The organism is Enterococcus sp. RTP21361st1_A6_RTP21361_211029, from assembly GCF_040910045.1.
Classification (GTDB): Bacteria; Bacillota; Bacilli; order Lactobacillales; family Enterococcaceae; genus Enterococcus_D; species Enterococcus_D gallinarum.
In genome coordinates, this window is record NZ_JBDGBK010000023.1 from 19,668 (window position 1) to 41,752 (window position 22,085).

At 40.9% G+C, this 22,085-nt stretch carries 18 protein-coding genes, 1 pseudogene and 1 riboswitch; of the genes and pseudogenes, 9 read left to right on the forward strand and 10 right to left on the reverse strand.

Annotated features, from left to right (window positions below):
- Positions 1-88: 88 nt before the first annotated feature.
- The 4 genes and pseudogenes from AB5Z52_RS06160 to recQ form a co-directional block, all read right to left on the reverse strand.
- Positions 89-1,527, reverse strand: a pseudogene (locus AB5Z52_RS06160) (6-phospho-beta-glucosidase).
- Positions 1,528-1,668: 141 nt separating this feature from the next.
- A complete protein-coding gene (locus AB5Z52_RS06165; protein ID WP_003127132.1) occupies positions 1,669-2,409 on the reverse strand; it encodes a MurR/RpiR family transcriptional regulator in 741 nt (246 codons plus the stop codon).
- A 19-nt stretch (positions 2,410-2,428) separates the two neighbouring features.
- Positions 2,429-2,881 (reverse strand): GNAT family N-acetyltransferase, encoded by a 453-nt coding sequence (locus AB5Z52_RS06170; protein WP_005472434.1) that lies wholly within the window; start codon positions 2,879-2,881, stop codon positions 2,429-2,431.
- A 40-nt stretch (positions 2,882-2,921) separates the two neighbouring features.
- Positions 2,922-4,688, reverse strand: a complete 1,767-nt coding sequence (recQ, locus tag AB5Z52_RS06175; RefSeq protein ID WP_288551403.1) for a DNA helicase RecQ — start codon at positions 4,686-4,688, stop codon at positions 2,922-2,924.
- Between the two features lie 152 nt (positions 4,689-4,840).
- Between recQ and AB5Z52_RS06180 the strand changes: the two genes are divergently transcribed.
- A complete protein-coding gene (locus tag AB5Z52_RS06180) occupies positions 4,841-5,962 on the forward strand; it encodes an FAD-binding oxidoreductase (protein WP_005472432.1) in 1,122 nt (373 codons plus the stop codon).
- Positions 5,963-6,091: 129 nt separating this feature from the next.
- Here the strand turns inward: AB5Z52_RS06180 and AB5Z52_RS06185 are convergent, their stop codons facing one another.
- Positions 6,092-7,915 (reverse strand): glucose PTS transporter subunit IIA, encoded by a 1,824-nt coding sequence (locus AB5Z52_RS06185; RefSeq protein ID WP_288551413.1) that lies wholly within the window; start codon positions 7,913-7,915, stop codon positions 6,092-6,094.
- 286 nt (positions 7,916-8,201) lie between these two features.
- Here AB5Z52_RS06185 and AB5Z52_RS06190 point away from each other — a divergent pair, with 286 nt between their 5' ends.
- On the forward strand, positions 8,202-9,401 hold the full coding sequence (locus AB5Z52_RS06190; protein ID WP_003127127.1) for a D-galactonate dehydratase: 1,200 nt from the start codon (positions 8,202-8,204) through the stop codon (positions 9,399-9,401).
- 104 nt (positions 9,402-9,505) lie between these two features.
- Here AB5Z52_RS06190 and AB5Z52_RS06195 read toward each other — a convergent pair whose 3' ends face one another.
- The 3 genes from AB5Z52_RS06195 to AB5Z52_RS06205 all read right to left on the reverse strand — a co-directional run bounded on the left by AB5Z52_RS06195 (position 9,506) and on the right by AB5Z52_RS06205 (position 13,189).
- The gene (locus tag AB5Z52_RS06195) at positions 9,506-10,213 is read right to left on the reverse strand and encodes a GntR family transcriptional regulator (protein WP_005472428.1); all 708 of its coding nucleotides are present in this window, start codon (positions 10,211-10,213) and stop codon (positions 9,506-9,508) included.
- Positions 10,214-10,584: 371 nt separating this feature from the next.
- Positions 10,585-11,589, reverse strand: coding sequence for a plasmid pRiA4b ORF-3 family protein (locus tag AB5Z52_RS06200; protein ID WP_368243141.1), 1,005 nt, complete (start codon positions 11,587-11,589; stop codon positions 10,585-10,587).
- Between the two features lie 64 nt (positions 11,590-11,653).
- Complete coding sequence (locus AB5Z52_RS06205) at positions 11,654-13,189, reverse strand: zinc ABC transporter substrate-binding protein AdcA (protein ID WP_288551404.1); 1,536 nt, start codon at positions 13,187-13,189, stop codon at positions 11,654-11,656.
- 279 nt (positions 13,190-13,468) lie between these two features.
- Positions 13,469-13,569, forward strand: a riboswitch (TPP riboswitch).
- Positions 13,570-13,659: 90 nt separating this feature from the next.
- Between AB5Z52_RS06205 and AB5Z52_RS06210 the strand changes: the two genes are divergently transcribed.
- Genes AB5Z52_RS06210 through AB5Z52_RS06225 form a run of 4 tightly spaced genes read left to right on the forward strand, consistent with a single transcriptional unit; the run spans position 13,660 to position 16,882 of the window.
- Complete coding sequence (locus AB5Z52_RS06210) at positions 13,660-14,271, forward strand: YkoF family thiamine/hydroxymethylpyrimidine-binding protein (RefSeq protein WP_041119254.1); 612 nt, start codon at positions 13,660-13,662, stop codon at positions 14,269-14,271.
- Complete coding sequence (locus AB5Z52_RS06215; RefSeq protein WP_029486920.1) at positions 14,264-14,866, forward strand: ECF transporter S component; 603 nt, start codon at positions 14,264-14,266, stop codon at positions 14,864-14,866. The genes AB5Z52_RS06210 and AB5Z52_RS06215 overlap by 8 nt, the downstream gene beginning before the upstream one ends.
- Positions 14,863-16,275, forward strand: a complete 1,413-nt coding sequence (locus AB5Z52_RS06220) for an ATP-binding cassette domain-containing protein (RefSeq protein WP_029486921.1) — start codon at positions 14,863-14,865, stop codon at positions 16,273-16,275. Before AB5Z52_RS06215 ends, AB5Z52_RS06220 begins: the two co-directional genes overlap by 4 nt.
- On the forward strand, positions 16,202-16,882 hold the full coding sequence (locus AB5Z52_RS06225; RefSeq protein ID WP_040013728.1) for an energy-coupling factor transporter transmembrane component T: 681 nt from the start codon (positions 16,202-16,204) through the stop codon (positions 16,880-16,882). The genes AB5Z52_RS06220 and AB5Z52_RS06225 overlap by 74 nt, the downstream gene beginning before the upstream one ends.
- A 113-nt stretch (positions 16,883-16,995) precedes the next feature.
- On the opposite strand, the gene AB5Z52_RS06230 is transcribed toward AB5Z52_RS06225, so the two are convergent.
- Positions 16,996-17,496 (reverse strand): signal peptidase I, encoded by a 501-nt coding sequence (locus AB5Z52_RS06230; RefSeq protein ID WP_312845697.1) that lies wholly within the window; start codon positions 17,494-17,496, stop codon positions 16,996-16,998.
- Between the two features lie 243 nt (positions 17,497-17,739).
- Between AB5Z52_RS06230 and AB5Z52_RS06235 the strand changes: the two genes are divergently transcribed.
- The 3 genes from AB5Z52_RS06235 (at position 17,740) to proS (ending at position 21,285) form a co-directional block, all read left to right on the forward strand.
- The gene (locus AB5Z52_RS06235; protein ID WP_003127116.1) at positions 17,740-18,540 is read left to right on the forward strand and encodes a hypothetical protein; all 801 of its coding nucleotides are present in this window, start codon (positions 17,740-17,742) and stop codon (positions 18,538-18,540) included.
- Positions 18,541-19,563, forward strand: coding sequence for a hypothetical protein (locus AB5Z52_RS06240; RefSeq protein WP_003127115.1), 1,023 nt, complete (start codon positions 18,541-18,543; stop codon positions 19,561-19,563).
- A 288-nt stretch (positions 19,564-19,851) separates the two neighbouring features.
- Positions 19,852-21,285, forward strand: a complete 1,434-nt coding sequence (gene proS, locus AB5Z52_RS06245) for a proline--tRNA ligase (RefSeq protein WP_003127113.1) — start codon at positions 19,852-19,854, stop codon at positions 21,283-21,285.
- A gap of 164 nt (positions 21,286-21,449) precedes the next feature.
- Here the strand turns inward: proS and AB5Z52_RS06250 are convergent.
- A partial coding sequence (locus AB5Z52_RS06250) for a lipoate--protein ligase (RefSeq protein ID WP_368266848.1) occupies positions 21,450-22,085 on the reverse strand: 636 nt, incomplete at its 5' end.

Below are 22,085 nucleotides of genomic sequence, written 5' to 3' on the forward strand. Positions count from 1 at the left end.
GTTTTCACATTCAATGGGTTTCATCAAGGTTGGTTGCTGTACCAGCTTAATGGCTTCTGTACCTTAATGAAACCCCTTGTACCAATCATCAGATGTCTGCTCCATTTGATGCGATAAATTTTGGTACCATTTAAATGAATCTTTTTTTAACCGCTTTAGTGTACCTTTTCCGTCATTGTTTTTATCTACATAAATCATGCCATAACGCTTCTCCATTTCACCTGAACCAAAACTCACTATATCTATGATTCCCCAAGGTGTGTAACCTAACAAATTAACTCCATCCTCTAAGACAGCTTTTTTCATTTCTGCTATATGTGCATGGATATAATCAATACGATATTGATCATGAATTTCATCATTTTCGACTGTATCACAGGCCCCAAACCCATTTTCAACACTAAACAAAGGTATCTGATACCGTTGGTCAAGGATATTCAAAGTGTATCTCATCCCAACAGGATCAATTTGCCAACCCCAATCACTTGCTTTCACATGTGGGTTGCTTAACCATTTGGCTTTTGAAAAATCATTGATCAACTCGCCATTCTCATCCAGAGTAGTGGCAGTGCCTGACATATAATAACTAAAGCCGATATAATCAACTTTACCTTCTTTTAATATCTTCTTTTCTTCATCTGAGATATCAATAGAATAGTTTTTCCGATCCCATTTCTTTAGGACATATTGGGGTATCTCTCCTCTAGCATGGACATCACTATAAAAAAAACGTCTATTCATTTCTTTCTGTGCCGACATCTGATCTTCAGGTTTACTAGAATATGGATACACTGGAACGTTTGCCACCATACATCCAATTTGAAATTTGGGGTTAATTTTGTGTCCTAACTTAACAACTTGTGCACTCGCAATCAATTCATTTATAGCACCTTGATAAATTATCTCTTCCTTATTCGCTTGGGTCTTATTTTGATCAAATAAAAAAGCAGAATTAGTCCAGGTGTGTAAATTATGTTATCCATCAGCTTGGTTATTGATTTCATTGAAAGTCATCCAATATTTGACTTTGTTTTTGTATCTCGTCATAACACTTTCCGCATAACGAGTAAAAAAAGGAATTAATTGTTTATTCTTAAATCCACCATAAGCTTTATATAGGTGAAAGGAAATTTCGAAATGCGATAAGGTGATGACTGGCTCAATACCATTTGCAAGTAATTCATCAAATAGATCATCTTAGAATTTAAGCCCTTTTTCGTTTGGTTCTTTGTCATCGCCAGTTGGAAAAATTCTTGTCCAATTGATAGATGTGCGCAATACTTTAAGACCCAATTCCTTAAACAATTGAATATCCTCTTTGTAAAGATGATAAAAATCAATAGCTTCATGATTTGGATAATACCTATTTTCTATAACACCATCTGTAATTTCTCTGGAAATACCATTTCCTCATGCGGTCATCACATCTGCAATACTTACACCTTTACCCTCAACATTCCACACAACTTCAACTTGATGTGCGGCAACAGCTCCACCCCATAAAAAATTTTCTGGAAATGTATTCATGATTCTTCATCCTCTCTTTATTCTCCTTGAGTATACAAAAAGTCCGATATTCATCGTGCATTTACTAATAAATCGGTACACGAGAAGCAAATTAGAAAAAAAAGCACCTTGGTACACGAAGTACCAAGGTCATGAATAATTTCAATCTCTATCAAATGTAATGAGTTGGCGCACAGCCTCTGATAAGGCTTCAATCAAAAACATACAGGGAATTTGACTTGTTAAATCCTCGTGCTTATTAATTCTCTTCACATCAACCGAATAATCTAATACAAAATCGCTCATTCTACCCAGTGTGCTTGCAGAATCGCTTGTGATTACGACCGTTGTAAAGTCCGGGTTGTTTTTAAATCCGTTAAACAACTCTATGATTTCAGTTGTCCCTCCTGTAATAGATAACGCAAATACCATATTATCAGATGTATTTTTTAGTTTTGCAAAAATCGGATATGTATGATCGACTAATGCAAAACTATTACAGCCTAAAGTTGAAAATCGACGCGCAGCATACTCGCACATTGATGCAGAAGCACCAATACCATAAAAAATAATATTCTCACACTCAATCAGTTTCTCAGCCACTCGTCTCAATTTACTCTCAATGTTTTTAGGAAAATGATCAGCGCTTAATAACGTGCTTCCGCTAAGTATATCAGCATTTTCAACCTGAGGCATCTTAGCATGCGACCGAAACTCCGTAAAACTTTCATAGCCTAATTTACGAATAAAGCGCATCACAGAAGAGGCCGATGTATGGGATTCGATGGCGATTTCTCTCACCCGCATATAAGGAATCTTGTCACTTTGACTGGACATATAATGATAAATTGCTCGATCCGTCTCTGATAAATCGTTGAAATCTATTTTTCCAAAAAAAGACATGCCTATCGCTCCTATTTTTTCATTCTTCTGATTCTACAGATTGAGGCTGTATCGACAACGGCTTCACAAAAAACAATTCCAACGGCTGTTCAAAACCTGGTACGTCCATAAGCAACCCACCGGCATCTTTGTAGCCACATTTTCGATAGAAATGCTGACTGCTCTCATCAGACTGAGTAGAGGCCATACACATCCCATACCTTTGTTTCCGCATTTCTGCTTCCCAAAGGCGGAGGAAGTGCCTTCCTCTCCCTTTTCTCTGCTGGGATTCGTTGACCACCAGCATGGTACAAAAGGGAATGGTATCCCAAAACAATTGGTAGCGAAGAATCCCCACAGGTTCTTCCTCATCGGTCAAGATCAACGCCTGTTGATCTTGGAACTTTTTTGCTAATCCTGCTTTTGACAAATGATTATCTAGTTCTAACCAGAATGTCATATCCCTTTTTTGCGCATAACGAATCTTCAGCATCTTGGTTTCTCCTTGTTTTTTCCTGAATCGTAAAGCAGCACTATTTTTCTGTTGTTTCTCGGTATTCTTTCAACACAGCCAGAAACGCATCACCGTATTTATCTAACTTGTTTTGACCAACACCTTTGATCTGTAGAAATTCGATAGGAGTTTTAGGCTGCTGCTCCGCAAGTTCCCGCAATGTCTTGTCCGAAAAGACGACATACGGCGGCAAGTTTTGTTCTTGTGCGAGCGTCAATCGCAGGGAACGTAATTGGTCAAACAATTCGTCATCGACGACCAATTGACGTACTTTGGCTTGTTTCCGGTAAACCTTTGCCTTGCCTAAAAGAACCTCTACACCGGCAGCTGACACACTGAGCAGGGGGTATTGTCCTTCCGAAGGGACTAAATAGCCTGATGCGGTTAAGTAGTCAATGAGTTGATTGACTTCTTTTTGTGACCAATCTTTCAACAAACCATAGGTTGGCAATTTTTCAAATCCCCATTGGGTGACTTTCTGATCTGCTGATCCGGTCAACACTTTCCCCACTAACGCTTTGCCAAAACGTTCACCCATTCGTTTCACACAGGACAACACTTTTTGCGTCTCAACGGTGATATCTACCTGTTCTCGTTCATCTAAGCAATTGCTGCAGCGGCCACAATCGGGACCGTCTTCCCCAAAATACCGCAATATGTAACGTTGAAGACACATTTGTGTATGCCCATATTGACTCATTTCTCTCAACTTGAGGTATTCATTTTGACGATACTGAATATCGGACTCAGATTGATCGATAAAAAACTGCTGAATCTGCAAATCCTGCGGAGCGTATAATAAAATGGCTTCGCTAGGTTCACCATCTCGTCCGGCACGTCCGGCTTCTTGATAATAAGATTCTAAATTACCGGGGATTTGGGCGTGGATCACAAAGCGCACATTGCTTTTGTTGATTCCCATACCAAAAGCATTGGTTGCTACCATCACTTGAAGACGATCAAAAAGAAAATCTTCTTGGTTTTGCGTACGTTCTTCTTCAGTTAATCCGCCATGATAGCGTCCAGCATTGATAGATTGTTGTTTCAATAAACGATAGATTCGTTCGACTTCTTTGCGTGTGCTGGCATAAATAATCCCTGATTGTCCTTTGTTCATCTTTAAATAGGTCAGCAAATAAGTATCTTTCTGCTCTTTGATAACTTCAAAAGATAGATTTTCGCGAGCAAAGCCCGTTTTCACTTGGTTCTCTGGTGGAATCAGCAACAGTCGTTCAATATCTTGGGCAACTTTTGGCGTTGCTGTAGCTGTCAATGCCACCACCGTTGGCCGCTGATCAAAACTATGTATCGTTTCCGCTAAGCGTAAATAGCTAGGACGAAAATCATGTCCCCATTGTGAAATACAGTGGGCTTCATCAACAGCGAGTAGGGATATAGGAACATAGCGCAGCAATTCGCGAAAATGATCTGATTCCAAACGCTCTGGAGCGACATACAGGAGGTTGATTTTTCCTTTCGATGCTTGCCTTAACCGTTGGTTGATTTCCGGAGCTGATAAGGTACTATTGATATAAGCGGCCGGGATACCCATGTCATTCAATGCATCTACTTGATCTTTCATCAATGAAATCAATGGTGAAATAACTAATGTCAGACCGTCTAACAATAAAGCTGGGAGCTGATAACATACAGATTTTCCTCCGCCAGTCGGCATGATGCCTAAAACATTTTGATGAGAAAGAATGGCATTGATGATTGATTCTTGACCTTCCCGAAAGCTGGTATAACCGAATTTATCTCTTAAAACTTGATTGATTGATTGCATAATATCCTCTTTTCCATGTCCATTATACGAGAAAATCCAGTCATTTGAAATGGGAACAGTTTGGGAATCACTTTCGACAGAAACTTTCAGTCTTTGATTTTTTGAGAAGAATATGGAACAATGATTGAAACAAAAAAGGAGTTTGCAGTTTTATGGAAAAAATCGTAATTATCGGTGGCGGCATCATTGGGATGACCTTAGCAAATTATCTAGATACGACGAAGTACCAAGTGACCGTGGTTGACGACCCTACGGGACAAGCTACTAAAGCGAGTGCCGGGATCATTTCCCCCTGGCTTTCGAAACGGCGAAACAAACGATGGTATCAATTAGCTAAAGATGGGGCTGCTTTTTTCGAAAAATTGGCACAAGATTTCTCACTGACCACAGATATTTATCAACGCTCAGGTACATTGATCATTCGCCCAGAAAATCAGTTGGCAGCATTAGCGGAACTGGCGGAGGAACGGCGCAAAGAGGCACCGGAAATCGGTCAAATCACCTGTCTTTCTCCTGCTGAAACGCAGCAAGCTTTACCTTTGCTCAAACCACTACCGGCTTTGAAAATTTCCGGAGGAGGTCGACTAGATGGCGCTGCTTATCTAGCGTTCCTAGAAGAACGGGCCCGTACCAATGGGGTCGTTTTCGTCCAAGGGAAGGCTAGACTTTATAAAGAAAAAAATTGGGTCGTTTCTACTACATACGCAGAAATCCCAGCGGATCATGTTTGTTTAACCGCCGGACCAGGATTAGGCCAACTGTTAGAACACTTGAACTACCACGTCGATGTTCGTCCCCAAAAAGGACAGCTGCTCTCCTTCGAAACGACAGCGTCAGCAAAAGATTGGCCAGTGGCGATGTTAGAAGGCGAAGGCGATTTGATTCCTTTTGCGAATGGGAAGATCCTTTTAGGAGCGACTCACGAAAATGATGGCGGTTGGGATCTGACTCCCACTGAAGCAGCAAAGCAACAATTGCTGACTGGCATCGGTTCATTTTTGGCAGCCCCCGAGAAATTGTTTGCTGCGCCAATGACAGTTCGCGTAGGAACACGGGCCTATACTTCTGACTTTGCGCCATTTTTTGGACTGCTTCCCAGTGAGCCAGGATTAGTGGTCGCCAGCGGACTGGGGTCTTCTGGATTAACCACAGGTCCCTATATCGGTTATTTACTGGCTGAATATTTTAATCAAGGTCAGAACCCTTCTGAAAAGCAAAAACTTTTTGAGAAATATAGTAAACCTATAGCTGCCTATATTACTCAACGTCACTGATGGTAAAAAAAAGGAGCTGTAACAAAAGTCTTGTCGCAGCTCTTTCTTTCGAACAATTGGACAGAATATGCCGCAGCTGTTTTTGCCAGGTGCATCTCCCCTCTTGTTAAACCTCTTTTTTTCTTGAATTTAAGCGTTTAAAATTACCTTTTCTAATAGGGCACCGGCTTGATGATTTCCTTCAAGACCGATCGTTCCTGAAAATTGTTGGACACGTTCCATGTTCGTGATTAGGACGATGACCATCGTTTCTTTGCCTTGTTGTTCGATATAAGGCAAGTCCATCGCTGCTAGTTTCGATTGTGGGGTTACTTGCTCTCCTACTTTTACGAATACTTCAAAGCCTTTGCCATCAAGAGAAACTGTATCGATTCCCATATGGACTAGAACTTCCACACCATTCGATGTGGTGATTCCCACCGCATGTTTGGAAGGGAAAACCGAAGTGACTTCACCACTGACTGGCGAATAGATTTGGCCGTCTTTAGAGTGAATGGCATACCCTTCACCCATCATTTTTGTTGAAAACACTTCGTCGGGTACATCTTCCAATGGAATGTATTCTCCTTGCGTTACAACATGCAAATCAAGTTCGTTGGTGAAGGTTTCTGTTTCTGCTTGATTAGGGACTAGGAAATAAGTCAGAGCAAAAGAGGAACCGATCGCCAAGACAATGCCTAGGACCGCATAGATAAAGTATTCACCAATATAAGCCGGCAAACTAAAGATACTGGATAAAATATAGCCATAGATCCTTACGCCAAAAAAGCTGATGAACGCTGATGCAATCGAACTACCGATGGTAGCTGCTAAAAATGCTTTTTTATATTTTGATAAAATCCCAAACAATGCTGGCTCAGTGATGCCCAGCAATCCTGACACAGCTGAGGACAAAATGATTGATTTTTCTTCTTTTGATCTTACTTTAAAGTAGATCGCTGCGGTTGCGCCGGTGATCGCCATATTTGCCATGAACATCATTGGCATCAACATATCATACCCTTGATTGGCAAAGTTTTGTAATGCGATTGGCGTCATTGCATGGTGTAATCCGGTAAAGATCGCAATTGGACGAATAGCACCTACAACAATTCCTGCCAATACAGGAGAAATCGTAAACAAGCCAGCTACACCATCTGCAAGCAAATTGCCTAAATGAATACTGATTGGACCAATAACTGTCAGTGTAATCAGTCCAGCCACAAACAAGGAAATCGTCGGTGTAAAGACGGTCCGCAGAACTTGCGGCAATACCTTGTCTACCCAGCGATAAATGTAGCTTAATGCTAAAACAGCAAAAATGATTGGAATAACGGTACCCGCATAATTGAAAACGGGAACTGGTAAAACCCCAAACAGTCGAAAGGCCGAAATATTGCCTTCAGCACCTGCATTCGTCATCGTTGGAAATTGTAATGTTGCAGCAATGGCGATCGCCAAGTATTGATTCGTTTTAAAGATGCGCGCAGCAGAAGCAGCAACAAAAAATGGCAAGAAGGTAAATACGCCGCTGGCGATCATATCAATGACTAAATACGTATCTGTTTGATTGGAAATCACATTTAAGGCAACCAATCCTGCCATCAACCCTTTAATCATTCCTGCCCCAGCGATTGCTGGAACAATTGGTCCGAATACACCGGAGACTGTATCCATAAACAACGAGACAGCGCCTTTTTTCTCTGAAGACTCTTGACTCTTTTCATCCAAACCAAGTTCTTTGGCTAATGGAGCATAATAATCCGCTACATCTGTACCGATCACCACTTGGAGCTGATTGCTTTGATATTTCGTTCCCACCACTTTAGGTATTTTTTCTAAAGCAGTATAGTCAACTTTCTTTTCATCCTTCAAATCAAAACGAAGCCGCGTCATACAATGCCAAGCATTATTGATATTCTCGGATCCACCAACATCTTTTATGATCTGTTTTACGATGTCTTCTTTCATCATCATTTTTTCCTCCTGTTGTTTGCTAACGGACTTGAATCTTGAGGCGCCTTTTCAAGTGGGTCCGTTTTCACACACATAGTAGCATGGCTGCACCCGCTTGTAAAACCAGTCCTTTTATTAAAAAAATAGACCAAAAAGGCTATGTATCAACAAATAAATAAGAATCCATCTAAAATTGGACTGGTTTTATGAGCCATAGCCATCTTTTTTTGGACCAAATTGACAGCGGTTGCTCTGCGTGTTTCAATGGCTATATCAACTAGATACAAAAATTGGAGTGAATAAAATGACACCAACGATCATCACCGACGTCAAATCCTTTGCGATCAAACCTGATCGCCATAACCTTGTTGTCGTTAAAGTAGAAACCAATAAAGGAATTTCCGGACTAGGCTGTAGTACGTTTCAATTTCGTCCTTTAGCAGTCAAAACAGTCGTTGACGAATATTTACGTCCCCTTCTGATGGGTAGAGACGCGAATGAAATCGAAGACATCTGGCAAGTCATGAATGTCAATTCCTATTGGCGCAACGGTCCGATCACAAACAATGCCATCTCTGGTATTGATATGGCATTATGGGATATCAAGGGACAGTTAGCTGATATGCCTCTGTATCAACTGCTGGGGGGAAAAGCAAGAACCGCGATCCCTGCTTATACTCATGCGGTAGCAGATAATTTAGACGATCTCTATCACGAAATCGATCGCTTTTTGGCAGCCGGTTATCGCTATATTCGTTGCCAGCTCGGGTTCTATGGCGGGAATCCAAGCCAGCTGCAAACACCCGAAGAACCAATCTCCGGCTCTTACTTTGATCAGACAGATTATATGGAAACGACTTTGAAGATGTTCGCAGCGATCAAAGAAAAATATGGCAACCAATTTCAAATGCTGCATGATGTTCATGAACGCCTCCATCCGAATCAAGCCATTCAGTTCGCCAAAGCAGCAGAACCTTATCAGCTCTTTTTCTTGGAAGATATTCTGCCGCCTGACCAAAGTCACTGGCTGACACAATTACGCAGTCAGTCAGCAACCCCCATTGCAACAGGTGAATTGTTCAATAATCCAATGGAATGGCAAGAACTAGTCAAAAATCGGCAGATCGATTTCATGCGGGCCCATGTATCACAGATTGGCGGCATTACGCCAGCATTGAAGCTAGCTCATTTTTGCGATGCGATGGGGGTTCGAATTGCCTGGCATACGCCTTCTGATATCAGTCCAGTCGGCTTGGCAGTCAATACGCATTTGAATATCCATCTGCACAATGCCGCGATCCAAGAAACAATCGAGTTGCCGGCAAATACCCAATCCGTGTTTGTTGGCAGTCCCCAACCCAAAGGCGGCTTCTTCTATCCAATGGAAAAAAGCGGGATCGGTATTACATTTGATGAAGAAGCTGCGGCTGATTTTCCGGTCGTTTACCGCCCCCATGAGTGGACACAAAGCAGAACGCCGGATGGTACACTAATCACACCTTAAATAATAATCCTAAAAAACTCAGCAGCCTGACTCAAATTGTTGAATCAGAGCTCTGAGTTTTTTTGATTTATCGTCTAGGAAATTTGTGGCTCTTCCTCTGCCGATCAATCGATGCGTGAACGATGGATTTCTCGATCGAAAGGTCGAATATAGGTGACTGCATAGTCGATGGCGACGATGTTGCTGAATTCATAGACCCGCCCATCTTCCAAAATTGCCCGATTCGTGATTTGCATCGCTGGGGTCCCCCGTTTGCACAGCAAGATTGCCGACTGGGCCATTGAAGTCGCAATCGGGGTATAACTGCTGATGTAGTGGGAAATCCGATATCCGCAACTCTCAACATAGCGCTGAATTGAATGTTCTACTACCTCTTGAGTGACATTAGGAAATAATCCTACCGGTAGCTTCGACGTTTCTAGCTGTTCAATCTTATAATTGACGATTCGCACCCGTTCAAAAGTCCAAACTTCTTCATTGTCTGCTAACTGAAAGATTTTTTGTTCATCTGGGGTAGCGGGTGCTTTACTCAAAGAAATCATTTTGGAGTGGATCCGATCGTAAGGAGTCCGTGTCAAGGAATTAAAGATCATGGGATTTTTGACCCACTTCTCATGGATAAAGATTCCCGATCCTTGGACCACACGAACGATGCCGATTTCTTCTAAATTTTTGATTGCTTGTTGAATCGTAAAGCGGGAAACGCCATAATTTCTGGCAAGTTCTCTTTGATTCGGTAATTTTCCTTCAATAAATTCTTCCTGATAAATTTTACTAAGCAAATCTTGAACGATAAATTCTCGTTTTTTCATAAAAACTCCCCTCACTTGCTCTCAGCTGTCGCCAGAACAGATAGTCCATCTTCTAGAGCGATTGAAAGATGCACCTCACAGCAGATAGAGCATCGTCGCTTGTCCAGTATCATTACGAACTATTGTACTCGAATGTACTCGAAAATCAATCTGCTGAATCATTGGCTCTAGAGTTAAAAAGTTAGAATCTGTATCAAACCAGGCGTGTCGCCACAGAAATGAGTATTTCTATATCAGCTAACTTGATGTAGTTCATGAATGGTCAACACCTTAATCAAACAAGGACCGATCAAAAAAGATGTCACGAACTGTTAAACAGATTCGTCACACCATCGTATGAATCGATTATTGCACTTATTCCGAGAAAAAAATTAGTCGGACGGATCAGATTCCCAGTAATCCCGGAGTTCTTCATTGATTGTTTCAACATTCACTGATTCTCTTTGTTCCTCTGGTTGCTCTTCGTTTGGCACATCACCAACCGCTTTTAGACAATCAGGCGTGACTGTTTCACCTGCTTCAGCAGCCGTCAGTATTTTCTCGATTTTTATTTTGTGGGTCCAGTCAGCACCCATGTCATAAATGTAGGTCAGAGTTTGGCAGGTTTGGAAATCATGGTCGATCACTAATGCATTTGTAGGTTCCGTGTTCGGCACATCGATTGAATTATTGCCGGCAAGAAAAAGGTAGAGCTGTGAATCCTTCCATTGAAAAGCAATTTGGATCATATTATGGAGTTGTTCATAACTAATGCCTGCAGGAATGAGCATCCTTCGCCAAATCGGCGGCTTGAAACCTTCCAAATCAATACGGATTTGATATGCAGCGATTCTTTCTTCGCTAGCTTCAGGAACTTTTTTTATTGGAAAAGGGACGATTTTTGGCGATCGTTGATTTTCATAGGGATGTTCGATCGGAACCAAATCATGATCTTCCGGTTCGACATCATGAAGCATCTCTAGCATTGCCGCTTTCTTCTCTGAAGACCAGAAATGCGGTTTTGACATGCGAGAGTAAAACACAGGCTGTTTTTCTGCAAGAACAAAGATAATCTCTTGGTATTGTTCTTTTGTGATGTGCTGTTCTTTATACATGCAATAATAAAAATCTTCAATAGCTAATTTAGCAAAGGGGAGGAAATTCAAATCATAAGGAATCTCTTGAGGCATCATTTCCGTATAGACCCATTCGACAAACTCTTTGTCTGTCAGCATTCTTTTATTCGTCTTTTGTTCTGCACAAAAAATCAAATAAAAAACCGGATCTAAGTAATGATCTAAATCATCATTACTGACAACACTCGGACCACCGAACAACGCGACATGATCCATCATGTGATCGATTACTTTTGCTAATTTTTTCAATGTTTTTTCCAAAAAATACCGCTCCTTTCTATCAGTTTAACTTTGACGAAAAGAGCAGTAATTGTCAATCTTTTTTTTAATGAGCAAGCATTTCCTGTGCAATTTCTAATCCAGACAGATCAGTCGGATAGAACGTTGGCCAATGATCCATTTCCGACAATAATGCTTCTTGACTTTCATTGCCAAAATAAAGGTGAAAATGATGGGAATCAGTTGGTGCAATCGAGTGATCGCTAAATTGGATATATTTGAAGGCTGCATCGTTATCTTTTGATTCAAACAAATAACGGACGCCGCGATTCCCTGCTTGGTAATTCAAGATCTTTTTGCCTACATATTGATAGGTTGCTTTCTTGGTTGTGCCATCTTCAAAGGTAAATGACATCGTATCTCCTGTGATCGTAATTTCTGCAACATCTGTTTGGTAGCCAGTTGTATAATAGTCTTTGTATTCCTCGGCCGTCATGCTTTTATTCTGTTTTGCTTTGTAGTCAAAAACTTGATCCAGCGTGCCGTCTTTCAAATAAGGATAGACCGATTGCCACTGTCCCTTCCAGTCCGTGAGTGAGCGGTCTTGAACATCTGCGTCGTCGAAATACCCATTATAAACGGTTTTTTCTTTCTCTGCTTCTTTCACTTCTTTCTCATTGGCTTGTGAAGTAGTCAGCATCAATGCGTCTCGGTTTTGTTCCATGATAGAAATGTAATCTTCCCCACGATCCATTTGTTCCTGTGTCAATCCTTCCAGCGGATTCAAAACGGATAAATCGACACCAGCTTCTGTTGCCAGTGTTTTGGCAATACTGTCTTTGGCATTTTCTTCAAAGTAAATCGTCTTGATCCCGGTATCTTCTACAAAATGCTTCAACTCAGCAATACGTGCCGCTGAAGGCTCTTCATTGGGAGACAGTCCAGCAATCGGAACTTGTGTCAATCCGTATTCCAAAGCGAGGTAGCCAAAAGCAGCATGCTGGGTGACAAAATGCGTTTGCTTGGCATTCTTAAATGCTGACTGATAAGAATCATCCAATGACTGCAATTTTTCTAAATAGGCCGCAGCATTCCTTTCAAAAGCAGCTTTCTTTTCTGGATAAGCCCTGCTTAGCTGATCACGAATGCTTGCTACTTGTTTGATTGCAAGGCTTGGTGCTAGCCAGACATGAGGATCTAATTCATGAGAGTGCCCTTCTTCATGATCGTGCTCGTGATCGTGGTCATGCTCTTCATCACCCGACAGCAACACCATCCCCTCCGTAGCTTTCACAATGGTGACATCTCCTTCTTTCAATGTAGATTCAATGGCAGGAACCCACATTTCCATGTTCTCATTATTGTAAACAAAGGCATCCGCTTCTTGGATTTTTGCCATATCTTTAGCCGATGGTTCATAGTCATGTGAGTCTGTCCCTGCCGGCATCAACAATTCGACATTGCCTTCATTTCCCACCACATTGCGAGTAAAATCATACATAGGATAAAAACTAGCGAGGACTTGAATCGTTGGATCACTTGATTGTTCTGTCTGTTCATTCGCTGATTCCTTTGTCACACTGCAAGCAGCCAACCCTATGGTTAAAAGCGAAATACCTGTTATTTTTAAAAATTTCTTCATCTCTTTACCAGCACCCCTTTTTGATTTAGCAAAACGATCATTTCTCCTAAAAAAACACCAGAGAGCCTGTTACGATTTGATTTTCACAAATCGTAACACTTACGTTTTACTTTCGATTATTTACTTTACACAAGGGAAAACAATCTGTCAACACCTAAAAAGATGTTTTTTATATGTCTATTCTTTCATATCTGCAGTGATTCATTTGTCTTTTTGCTCGCGCTGTCTGACTTGTTCTTTCAAATCGTCTGTGCTACACTCAGAAAGTAATTGAATCGAATTATCCACTAGGGGCGCTTTATGCTGAGATAGACAGTTTGTCTGGTCCCTTTGAACCTGATTTGGTTAATACCAACGTAGGGAAGTGGTTGCGCAGCTTATTTCGCGTTCCCATTTTTCTGTCTACCCGTGGATAGAAAAGGAGGAACGCTTTTTTTGTAGACAGAAAATCATTCGAAAGGAAGAATACTATGGAAAATTGTTCAATGAATCAAATCGATATCACGGGATGCCGCATCAGTCTTTATCCAATGAAAGATGATTTTGCCTCTCACATTCTTCGAAGCATCAAAGAGACCGATACCACAGCCGTTTGGCAGCAGACAGATCTTTTCAGTACACTCTACCGTGGTGAAGCTGCCAGTGTGATTGATGCGGCAGCAGCTCTTTTTGTCAATGCCTATGACCCAAAAACACATTTGGTCGGTGAGTTCACTTTTTCGAAAGGCTGTCCAGGAGATCTGGCTGGTGATGCCTTTCTCAGCGGCAAGCATGAACGGCCAAATCATCAGCAAATTACTGCAAAAGGTACGTTCATCGTTCAGTGCAAATATTCTTTTTATGTCTTTGGACGTGAAGATTATATGGAAGAAATTGCGCATATCGTCTCGTTGGCGGATGCCATGGGCTTACGACCGCAATCGGCCCATTACGTGACGCTGCTATCTGGCACAGCCGCTCAATTATTCGCCTATTTTGAACAAGCACTGGCCTATGCACACGAAAAGCTGCCTCATTATGTTCTTGAAGGAACCGTTTCAGTCAATAGTCCCTCGTTGAAGGAGGCCTCTTTGCATGAGTAAGTGGCAATTAAAGGATGTGATCATGGTAGGCATCGTTTCTCTCGTATTCGGTGTCGTTTATTTAGGGGCCGTTCACTTGGGGGTTTTACTCAGCACCTTGTTAACTCCATTTGGCCTCGCCATTCTAGCGAATGAATTTCTCTTTGGGATTTGGTTTATGGCGTCTGCATTTGCCGGTTACGTACTAAGAAAACCAGGTGCAGCCACGATTACTGAAATGATCGCCGCTTTGTTGGAGGTTTTCATGGGTAACTTTTATGGTCCAATTATCTTTGTCAGCGGCTTTCTTCAAGGAATCGGCACAGAGGCTGGCTTTGCCGCTTTTCGCTATCGAAAATTCGGCTGGTCTTCTTTGATCCTGGGAGCTTTGGGAGCGACTGTCACCAGTTTTATTTGGGGCATGATCCGTTCCAGCTTTCTTGATTTAAAGTGGCAATTACTGCTGACTATTTTCGTGATCCGTCTGCTTTCCGCGCTCCTTTTTTCAGCTGTCCTTGTTAAAGTGGTTTGTGATCACTTAGCAAAAATGGGGGTTTTGAATAGCTATCCGATTGCTCAACATACTTGCTTCAAACGAAGCCGTGTGAAAGAATGAGTTTAGCACTAGACTCCTGTGTCTTTACGATTGATGAGCAAAAACTTACCGCTACCTTTGAATTAGCTCCTGGGGAAATCAAAGGGATCTATGGTCCTTCTGGTTCAGGAAAAAGTACGTTTTTTCGCTTATTAGCCGGTTTGTCGGATCAAGGGTTCGAATCTGGACACTATGTGATCGATGAGAAAGATTTTACTGATTTATCCCCTGTACAACGGATTGCGTCCGTTAGTTTGATGTTTCAAAATCCCGATACGCAGTTTTGTATGCGAACTCCCCGAGAAGAGCTGTTATTTTGTTTGGAAAACAGAGCCATTCCATTAAACGAAATGACTCGTCGTATTGAGACGGCACTCGATTTTTGCGAGATTCGTCATTTAGAAGATCGAGTGCTGACAACCCTCTCAGGTGGGGAGAAACAACTAGTAGCGTTAGCATGCTGTCTTGTTTTAGAAAGCCGCTATCTTCTATTAGATGAACCTTTCGCTAATCTCGATTCGCTGACCGCCCAATCATTGCTTGAAAAATTAACAGAAATTCAACAAAAAAAGAAAATCGGAATTCTTTTAATCGACCATCAAGTCGCACCGGTCGCTGACTGGGTGCAGGAATGGCTCCTATTAACAGATGCTTTTCAGTCGGTTCCTTCTCAGTTGCTTTTAGAGCAAGAAGAGCAGCTAAGACAAACTATGATTAAACCGTCCCTCATTCCTATTGAGCCGCAGCCCCTCTTGCGGTTTGAAAATTTTCGTTTGCCAATTGGCAGACATTCTCTGCTGATCAAAGACGAAGTCTTTTCGACCGGAGAACGAATAGGCATCACAGGAAAAAGCGGGATAGGAAAATCAACCTTTTTTAAAGCCCTGTTGCAGCAAGTTCCCTATGATGGAACGATCTATTACCAAGAGCAATGCTTGACCTCTCGCAGTCGTCCTTTCGATCGGATGAGCTGGGTCATGCAAAACCCGCAGGATCAGTTTCTAGCTTCCTCCGTGGCACAAGAATTAGCCAATGGTCAAGAAAGAGAGGATCTCTCTGAAAAGCTGAACCAATTGGGACTATGGGAGAAACAGGAAGATTCTCCTTTCCTATTAAGCCAAGGACAACAACGGCGATTAGCTGTTGCCTGTTTGATCGATCGTGAGATCCCGATTTTGCTTGTTGATGAGCCAACCTATGGACAAGATTTGCGGCAGTCTTGGCAATTGATGTCGTTATTGGCAGACAAAGCGGCCAGCGGTACACTGGTCTTCATCATTAGCCATGATTTGCGTCTTCTGTCAGATTTTTGTGACCGAACATTCGATTTCAATCATTTTGTAAAGGAGTCTTCCAATGAAGTACCGAAACCCAACAGTCAAGCTGCTGACTTTATCCGCGCTGGCTTTGCTCGTCTCTTTTCAAGATAATTTGTTGCTAAATAGCAGTTTGACTTTATTTTTCTTGTTGCTGCTCTTGGTTTATCTGCCTCTGAAAAAATTGCTCAAGTTACTTTTTCTCTTGTCTTTAAGTGCAGTCGGGATCTTTTTTACCGGGCTATTATTTTTCCAAGAAGGTCAAAACGGCAGCACGACAGCGGCATATGCCTATGGCATTCGTCTCGCCAGTCGCGTTTATTGTTTTGGGACATTAGGAAGTGTCTTTGCCGCTACGACCTCACTAACAGAGCTGATCTATTCTTTACAACAGCAACTTCGCTTGCCTCCTGTTTTTGCTTATGGCTTAATGGCAGCCTTTCATATGGCACCTATGATTCCTAAAGAGTACCGCAACATCCAGTTTAGTCTGAAATCTCGAGGAATCACTTATTCCAAACTATCCTTAAAACCACTGATTCCACTGATGGTCAAATCGATCCGCTGGTCAGAACTTCTAGCTGCAGCCATGGAATCTCGCGGATTTGTCGGTGATGCACCTCGAACCTATGCAGTGAATTATTCAGTCACCCTTAAGGATTGGTTGTTTGGACTTGGACTTCTTGGCGCTGGATTGATCCTTACTTTGCTTCCAGTATGAAGCTAAAAAAAGGGATAGAATAAACAACAAATCTGATTCTAAACAAAAAGATACCGCAAACAGGACAGCACTTGCTGAACTTGTTTGCGGTATTTGTTATTGATTAGTGGAACTTACATTACCATTCGTTTCCCTTGTTTGATCTGAGAAATCATCACCAAAAAAGTGGTTGCTGTAATATAAATGGTGAAAACCAAATAAAGCTTTTTTACAATAGAAACAGTTTCGCTCGTGACTAGATGACCGATTCGAGGCAAATGAAACAAAGGTTGGCCAAGTAATTGACTTTTTCTGATTTTGGTCGTTTCCATGTGGTCTTGAATGTCTCCGATCGTATACATCACTTGCTCATTTTGATCAATTGCAGCAATTCGCCGCGTGTATATTTGTTCCCCTTGATTCACAAAATAAGTGATTGCCTCGCCGACAATCAAATTTTCTGCATCCACACTTTTAACAAATAATAAACTTCCAGAGGAATATGTTGGTTCCATTGCGTCACTCTTCACAATAGCGATGGGTAACCCTAACATTTTTGGAATAACAATCATGAGTAAAGGAAGAAGCATAATAATTAATGTTGTAAAAGAAAGAAGGATACTTGTTTTAGAAATTTTTTTTCATCACAGTTCTCCTTTATTTTTGATATTTTTGTATATTACGTTTATATTATAACGATTAATGATTTTTTCAAATAATATGAGTCCGCTTTTTTAAATGATTTTTTTTATTAGTTATTTTATTATTTCTGGTATAACACCCATTATCATTTGACTTAATCAATTGTTTTGTTTTATTCTAGACGTGGATAAAAAACAGGAGAATTCATATATGTTTAAAAAAATAACAAACTAAACTTGAAGAATGCAATTCCCTTCTTAACGATTTCTGCTTTTTCTCTGGGAATTATCTTGTTCTATATTTCTGCTCTGATTAATCCAGTGATCAGTCTTCCTTCTATTGAAAAACAGGAAGATTGGCTGTATTATTCTGCAGCAGAACCAGAAACAACTTTCGACAGTAACTATGTGAATTTTTTGCCTAATATTCCTACCAATGAAAATTTGGTAATGGAACGTAAAATCACCAATGAGCACTACTACCCGACATTGCTGTTGGTGGGCGATCATCAGAAAATGACGGTTTATTTAAATGATAAACTTTTATATACCAATAAAAAAGAAGTAGCAGATGGTCTTGTGAATCCTGGGAAAACCCTCTCTTTTGTCACCTTGCCAGAAAATTACCAAGGCCAAACACTACGTATCTATGTATCTAGTCCTTTCAAAAATTATTCAGGATATCCCGCTGAGGTCTTTCTTGGTTCTTCAAACGCTTTAGTCAGTTATGTCTTTCGTCATTCGATTCCCAATATTTTCATGCTTCTTCTGACAGGTTTTATCAGCTTGCTTAATTTGATTTATGTAGGGATTAAATTAGTTAAGAAACGAAAATTACTCGTTTCGAAATTATTATTCAGTGCTTTTGCACTGTCAGCTGGACTAGAAGCCGGTTTTGGCGATATTCTTGGAGGGTTGCTCTTTAACCCCACCATAAATTCAGTGATGTTGAATGTCTTATCGATCATTACCCCAATGTTCTTGATCGGCTTTTATTTATCGAAAATGGAAGTTCTTCAACAGAAGTACAAGATTTAGGTGATCTTCCATGGCATTTGTGGTGCAGCAGCCATTTTATCTGTCTTTTCCCATCAACTCCACTTGCCGGAAATTATGGATTATATCCATTTACTGAATATTTTTAGCACTCTTGTGACATCCTTTGCTGCCATCTATGAAGCGGTTAAAAAGAATCAATTTTTTGTTCTTTGTTCTCCCTGGATCGTTTTATCCGCGATTGGTCACTGCTTTATCTACATTCAAGATGTCCTAAACAGCGATCAATCAAAAATCAATTGGAATACGATTTTCTTCGTACTCTTGATTATTGTCTGCTGGTGCTATGATTTGCTGCGTTTGTTTTTCTATAATGAGGGGAAAACAAAAAAACAGGATATCGCAGGACTCAAGATTCGCTTGTATGAAGAACAACAACCGATAATTCAACAACAAATCAATCAATGGCAACAAGCTTTTCTCGGTTTTCGCAAACAGTTGAATACTGCAAAAGTCATGCTGGAAGACAACAGTTTGCTGGGAGCTTTTGATCAAATCAACCTAATCGAGCAAACGCTAGAAGAATCCTGTCCAATCAAAAGTGAAGATCATTCTCTAACAACCCTGCTATTGACAAGTTATCAGCAATTGACTCAGCAAAAAAGCATTGAATTCTCTTATGATGTGGATATTCCCGCAATCAAAGAACTAGCTGAAGAAGATTTTCTACAATTATTTGCTCATTTAATGGACTATGCAATTCGGGAAACGTATCTACTCAAAGATCGCGCCCTGCGGAAGATTCATCTAAGTGCTATCAAACAGCAGAATCAATTGTTCGTCAGCTGTCAGTTTCCAACTTTGGCTACTTCGGAAAAAGAAGCCATGCCGAATATTGAAACCTTTGAAGAAGAAAACTATTTTGATCTTCAGATTATTGAAAAACTGACCCAGCAAAATTTTGGGTCTTGCTCGGTCTTACATGAGGAACAAGCCACTCGTTTTTCTCTGACATTTTCTTCAGATGGGTTGCCAGATTACCTAGAGCTAGTCAGTAATGAATAACAAAATGACAAAAAAAGCTTGCTTTTTTCCGAGTTTCGATTTAGCATGAATGTAAGATTTGGATCAGTATTCTTATGATGGTTAAAGAGAGTTGGAGCAAGCTGGAAATCCAATACCCGCTAATAAGAAGAACCTGCCAATGGTAGTGACCGCAAAACGGTCGGTGTGAAGACCTTATCCTTCATGAGTTGGACTAGCAATAGTCAACAAAGGTGGTACCGCGAAATCCAAGCATTTCGTCCTTTTTATAGGACGGAATGCTTTTTTATTTTTTAAGGAGGAAAAACAATGACACAAAAAAATGATTTTACAGAATGGTACATTCAGACCATTCAAAAAGCCGAATTGATGGCTTATTCGCCAGTTAAAGGATCAATCATCTTCCGTCCTGATGGCTTTGAGCTATGGGAACATATTCAAGAAGAATTTAATCGCTTTTTAAAAGCAGAAGGCATTCGCAATGCGTATTTCCCAATGCTGATCCCCCAAAGTTTTTTCACGAAAGAAGCGGATCACATTGAAGGATTTGCTCCTGAATTGCCTTGGGTGACAGAAGTCGGTAATGAAAAATTAGAAGAACCATTAGCATTGCGTCCTACTTCTGAAACTATGATCGGTTCAGCCTTTTCTGATTGGATCAATTCTTACCGTGATCTACCATATGAAATCAATCAATGGGCCAATGTTTTTCGTTGGGAAAAGAAAACACTGCCTTTTCTCCGCACTTCTGAATTCTTATGGCAAGAAGGACATACCGCCCATGAAGATGAAGCAGGTGCAAGAAAGCGGACGTTAGGAATTTTGGATGAATATGCACGTCTTTGCGAAGAATTTTTAGCCATTCCAGTGTACAAAGGACAAAAAACACCTTCTGAACGTTTTGCTGGCGCGGTGGATACCTACTCCATCGAAGCCATGATGAAAGATGGAAAAGCTGTCCAAGCCGGTACGAGCCATTATATGGGGACGAAATTTGCGGAAGCTTTCGATATTACATATTTATCGAAAGAAAACAAACATACCTATGCACATACAACTTCTTGGGGTGTTTCTACACGTTTGTTAGGCGCATTGATCATGACTCACGGTGATGAAAACGGATTGGTTTTCCCACCAACGATCGCCCCTACGCAAATCGTCTTGATGCCAGTCGGACCTTGGAAGAAAAATCCTGCCATTTTAGAAAAATTGGAAGAGTTGTTTGCATCTTTCAAAGCCAAAGGTATTCGTGTTCGCTTAGATGATTCTGACAATTCGCCAGGTTACAAATTTAACGAGTGGGAATTAAAGGGCGCTTGCTTACGAATCGAATGTGGTCCAAGAGATTTAGAAAATGGGCATGTAATGGTCAAAGTCCGTGATCTTGCCGAAAAACAAACCGTAGCATTTGATGACCTTGCTGATTTCGTGGATCAGCAATTGGCTGCGATGACACCACGTTTGCTTGAAGCAGCTCGTAATAGAAATAAAGAGAACGAGTATTACGATATCGAAACACTGGAAGAGTTAAAAGCACATATCGAAACCTGCAAAAAAGAAGATAAAGTCACTGGTTTTGTCTTAATTGGTTGGGACGGGACAGAAGAAACTGAAGCCAAGATCAAAGAAGAAACTGGCTTTACTACCAGAAATATCCCATTTGAAGCTCCTATGGAAAAAACAGTTGACATCGTCAGCGGGAAACCTGCTAAACACACCGTTTGGATTGCCCGAGCTTACTAAGCAAAGAGCAAAAAGAAAAAAGCGCAACCCGTAAAAAAACGGCATGTTCACTAAAAGAAAAAGCAGCCACAGATCGTAGGATCTGTGGCTGCTTTTTCTTAGTGCATTTCAGTTATTCTATAGATTTTCGTTATATCCACATCTTTTTTTGATTTGCTGGAAAATCAATAAACTAATTCCAACAAATCCTCAGGGGTAATATTGCCAAAATATTTTTTGACATCAATTTGATCAATCACATCTTTCAATGCAGATTTATCATAGCGGGTGCCGATAAAAGCTTGTTCAACGTCAGCAATATCTCCTAATCCAAAGAAATCTCCATAAATCTTTGCTTCTGTAATCTTGCCTTCTTGAACGTTAAAGCGAACTTCGATCGATCCAATTGGAAATCGTTTGCGGCGTTCAATATCAAACGCAGGAGATTTCCCGTAATTCCAATCCCAGTTTCGATAATACTTGTCGGAAATTTCGTTGATTTTGACCCAATCTTCCTCAGTCAATGTATAGGTCTTGACTTGGTCGACTGAATCCACACCAAAAATCTTCAAAAGAATCTCTTCACGAAACGCTTCGGTCGTCATATCTTGTTTGTCTTTTGGTAAGAAAGGTTTGATATTCGTCACGCGAGAACGAATCGATTTGATCCCTTTTGATTCGATTTTATCTTTGCGCACTTTCAACGCATTGACCACTTCATTAATGTCACTGTCAAACATGATGGTCCCATGAGCAAACATTCGACCATTGGTGGCGTACATTGCATTCCCAGAGAACTTCATATCATCAATGACTAGGTC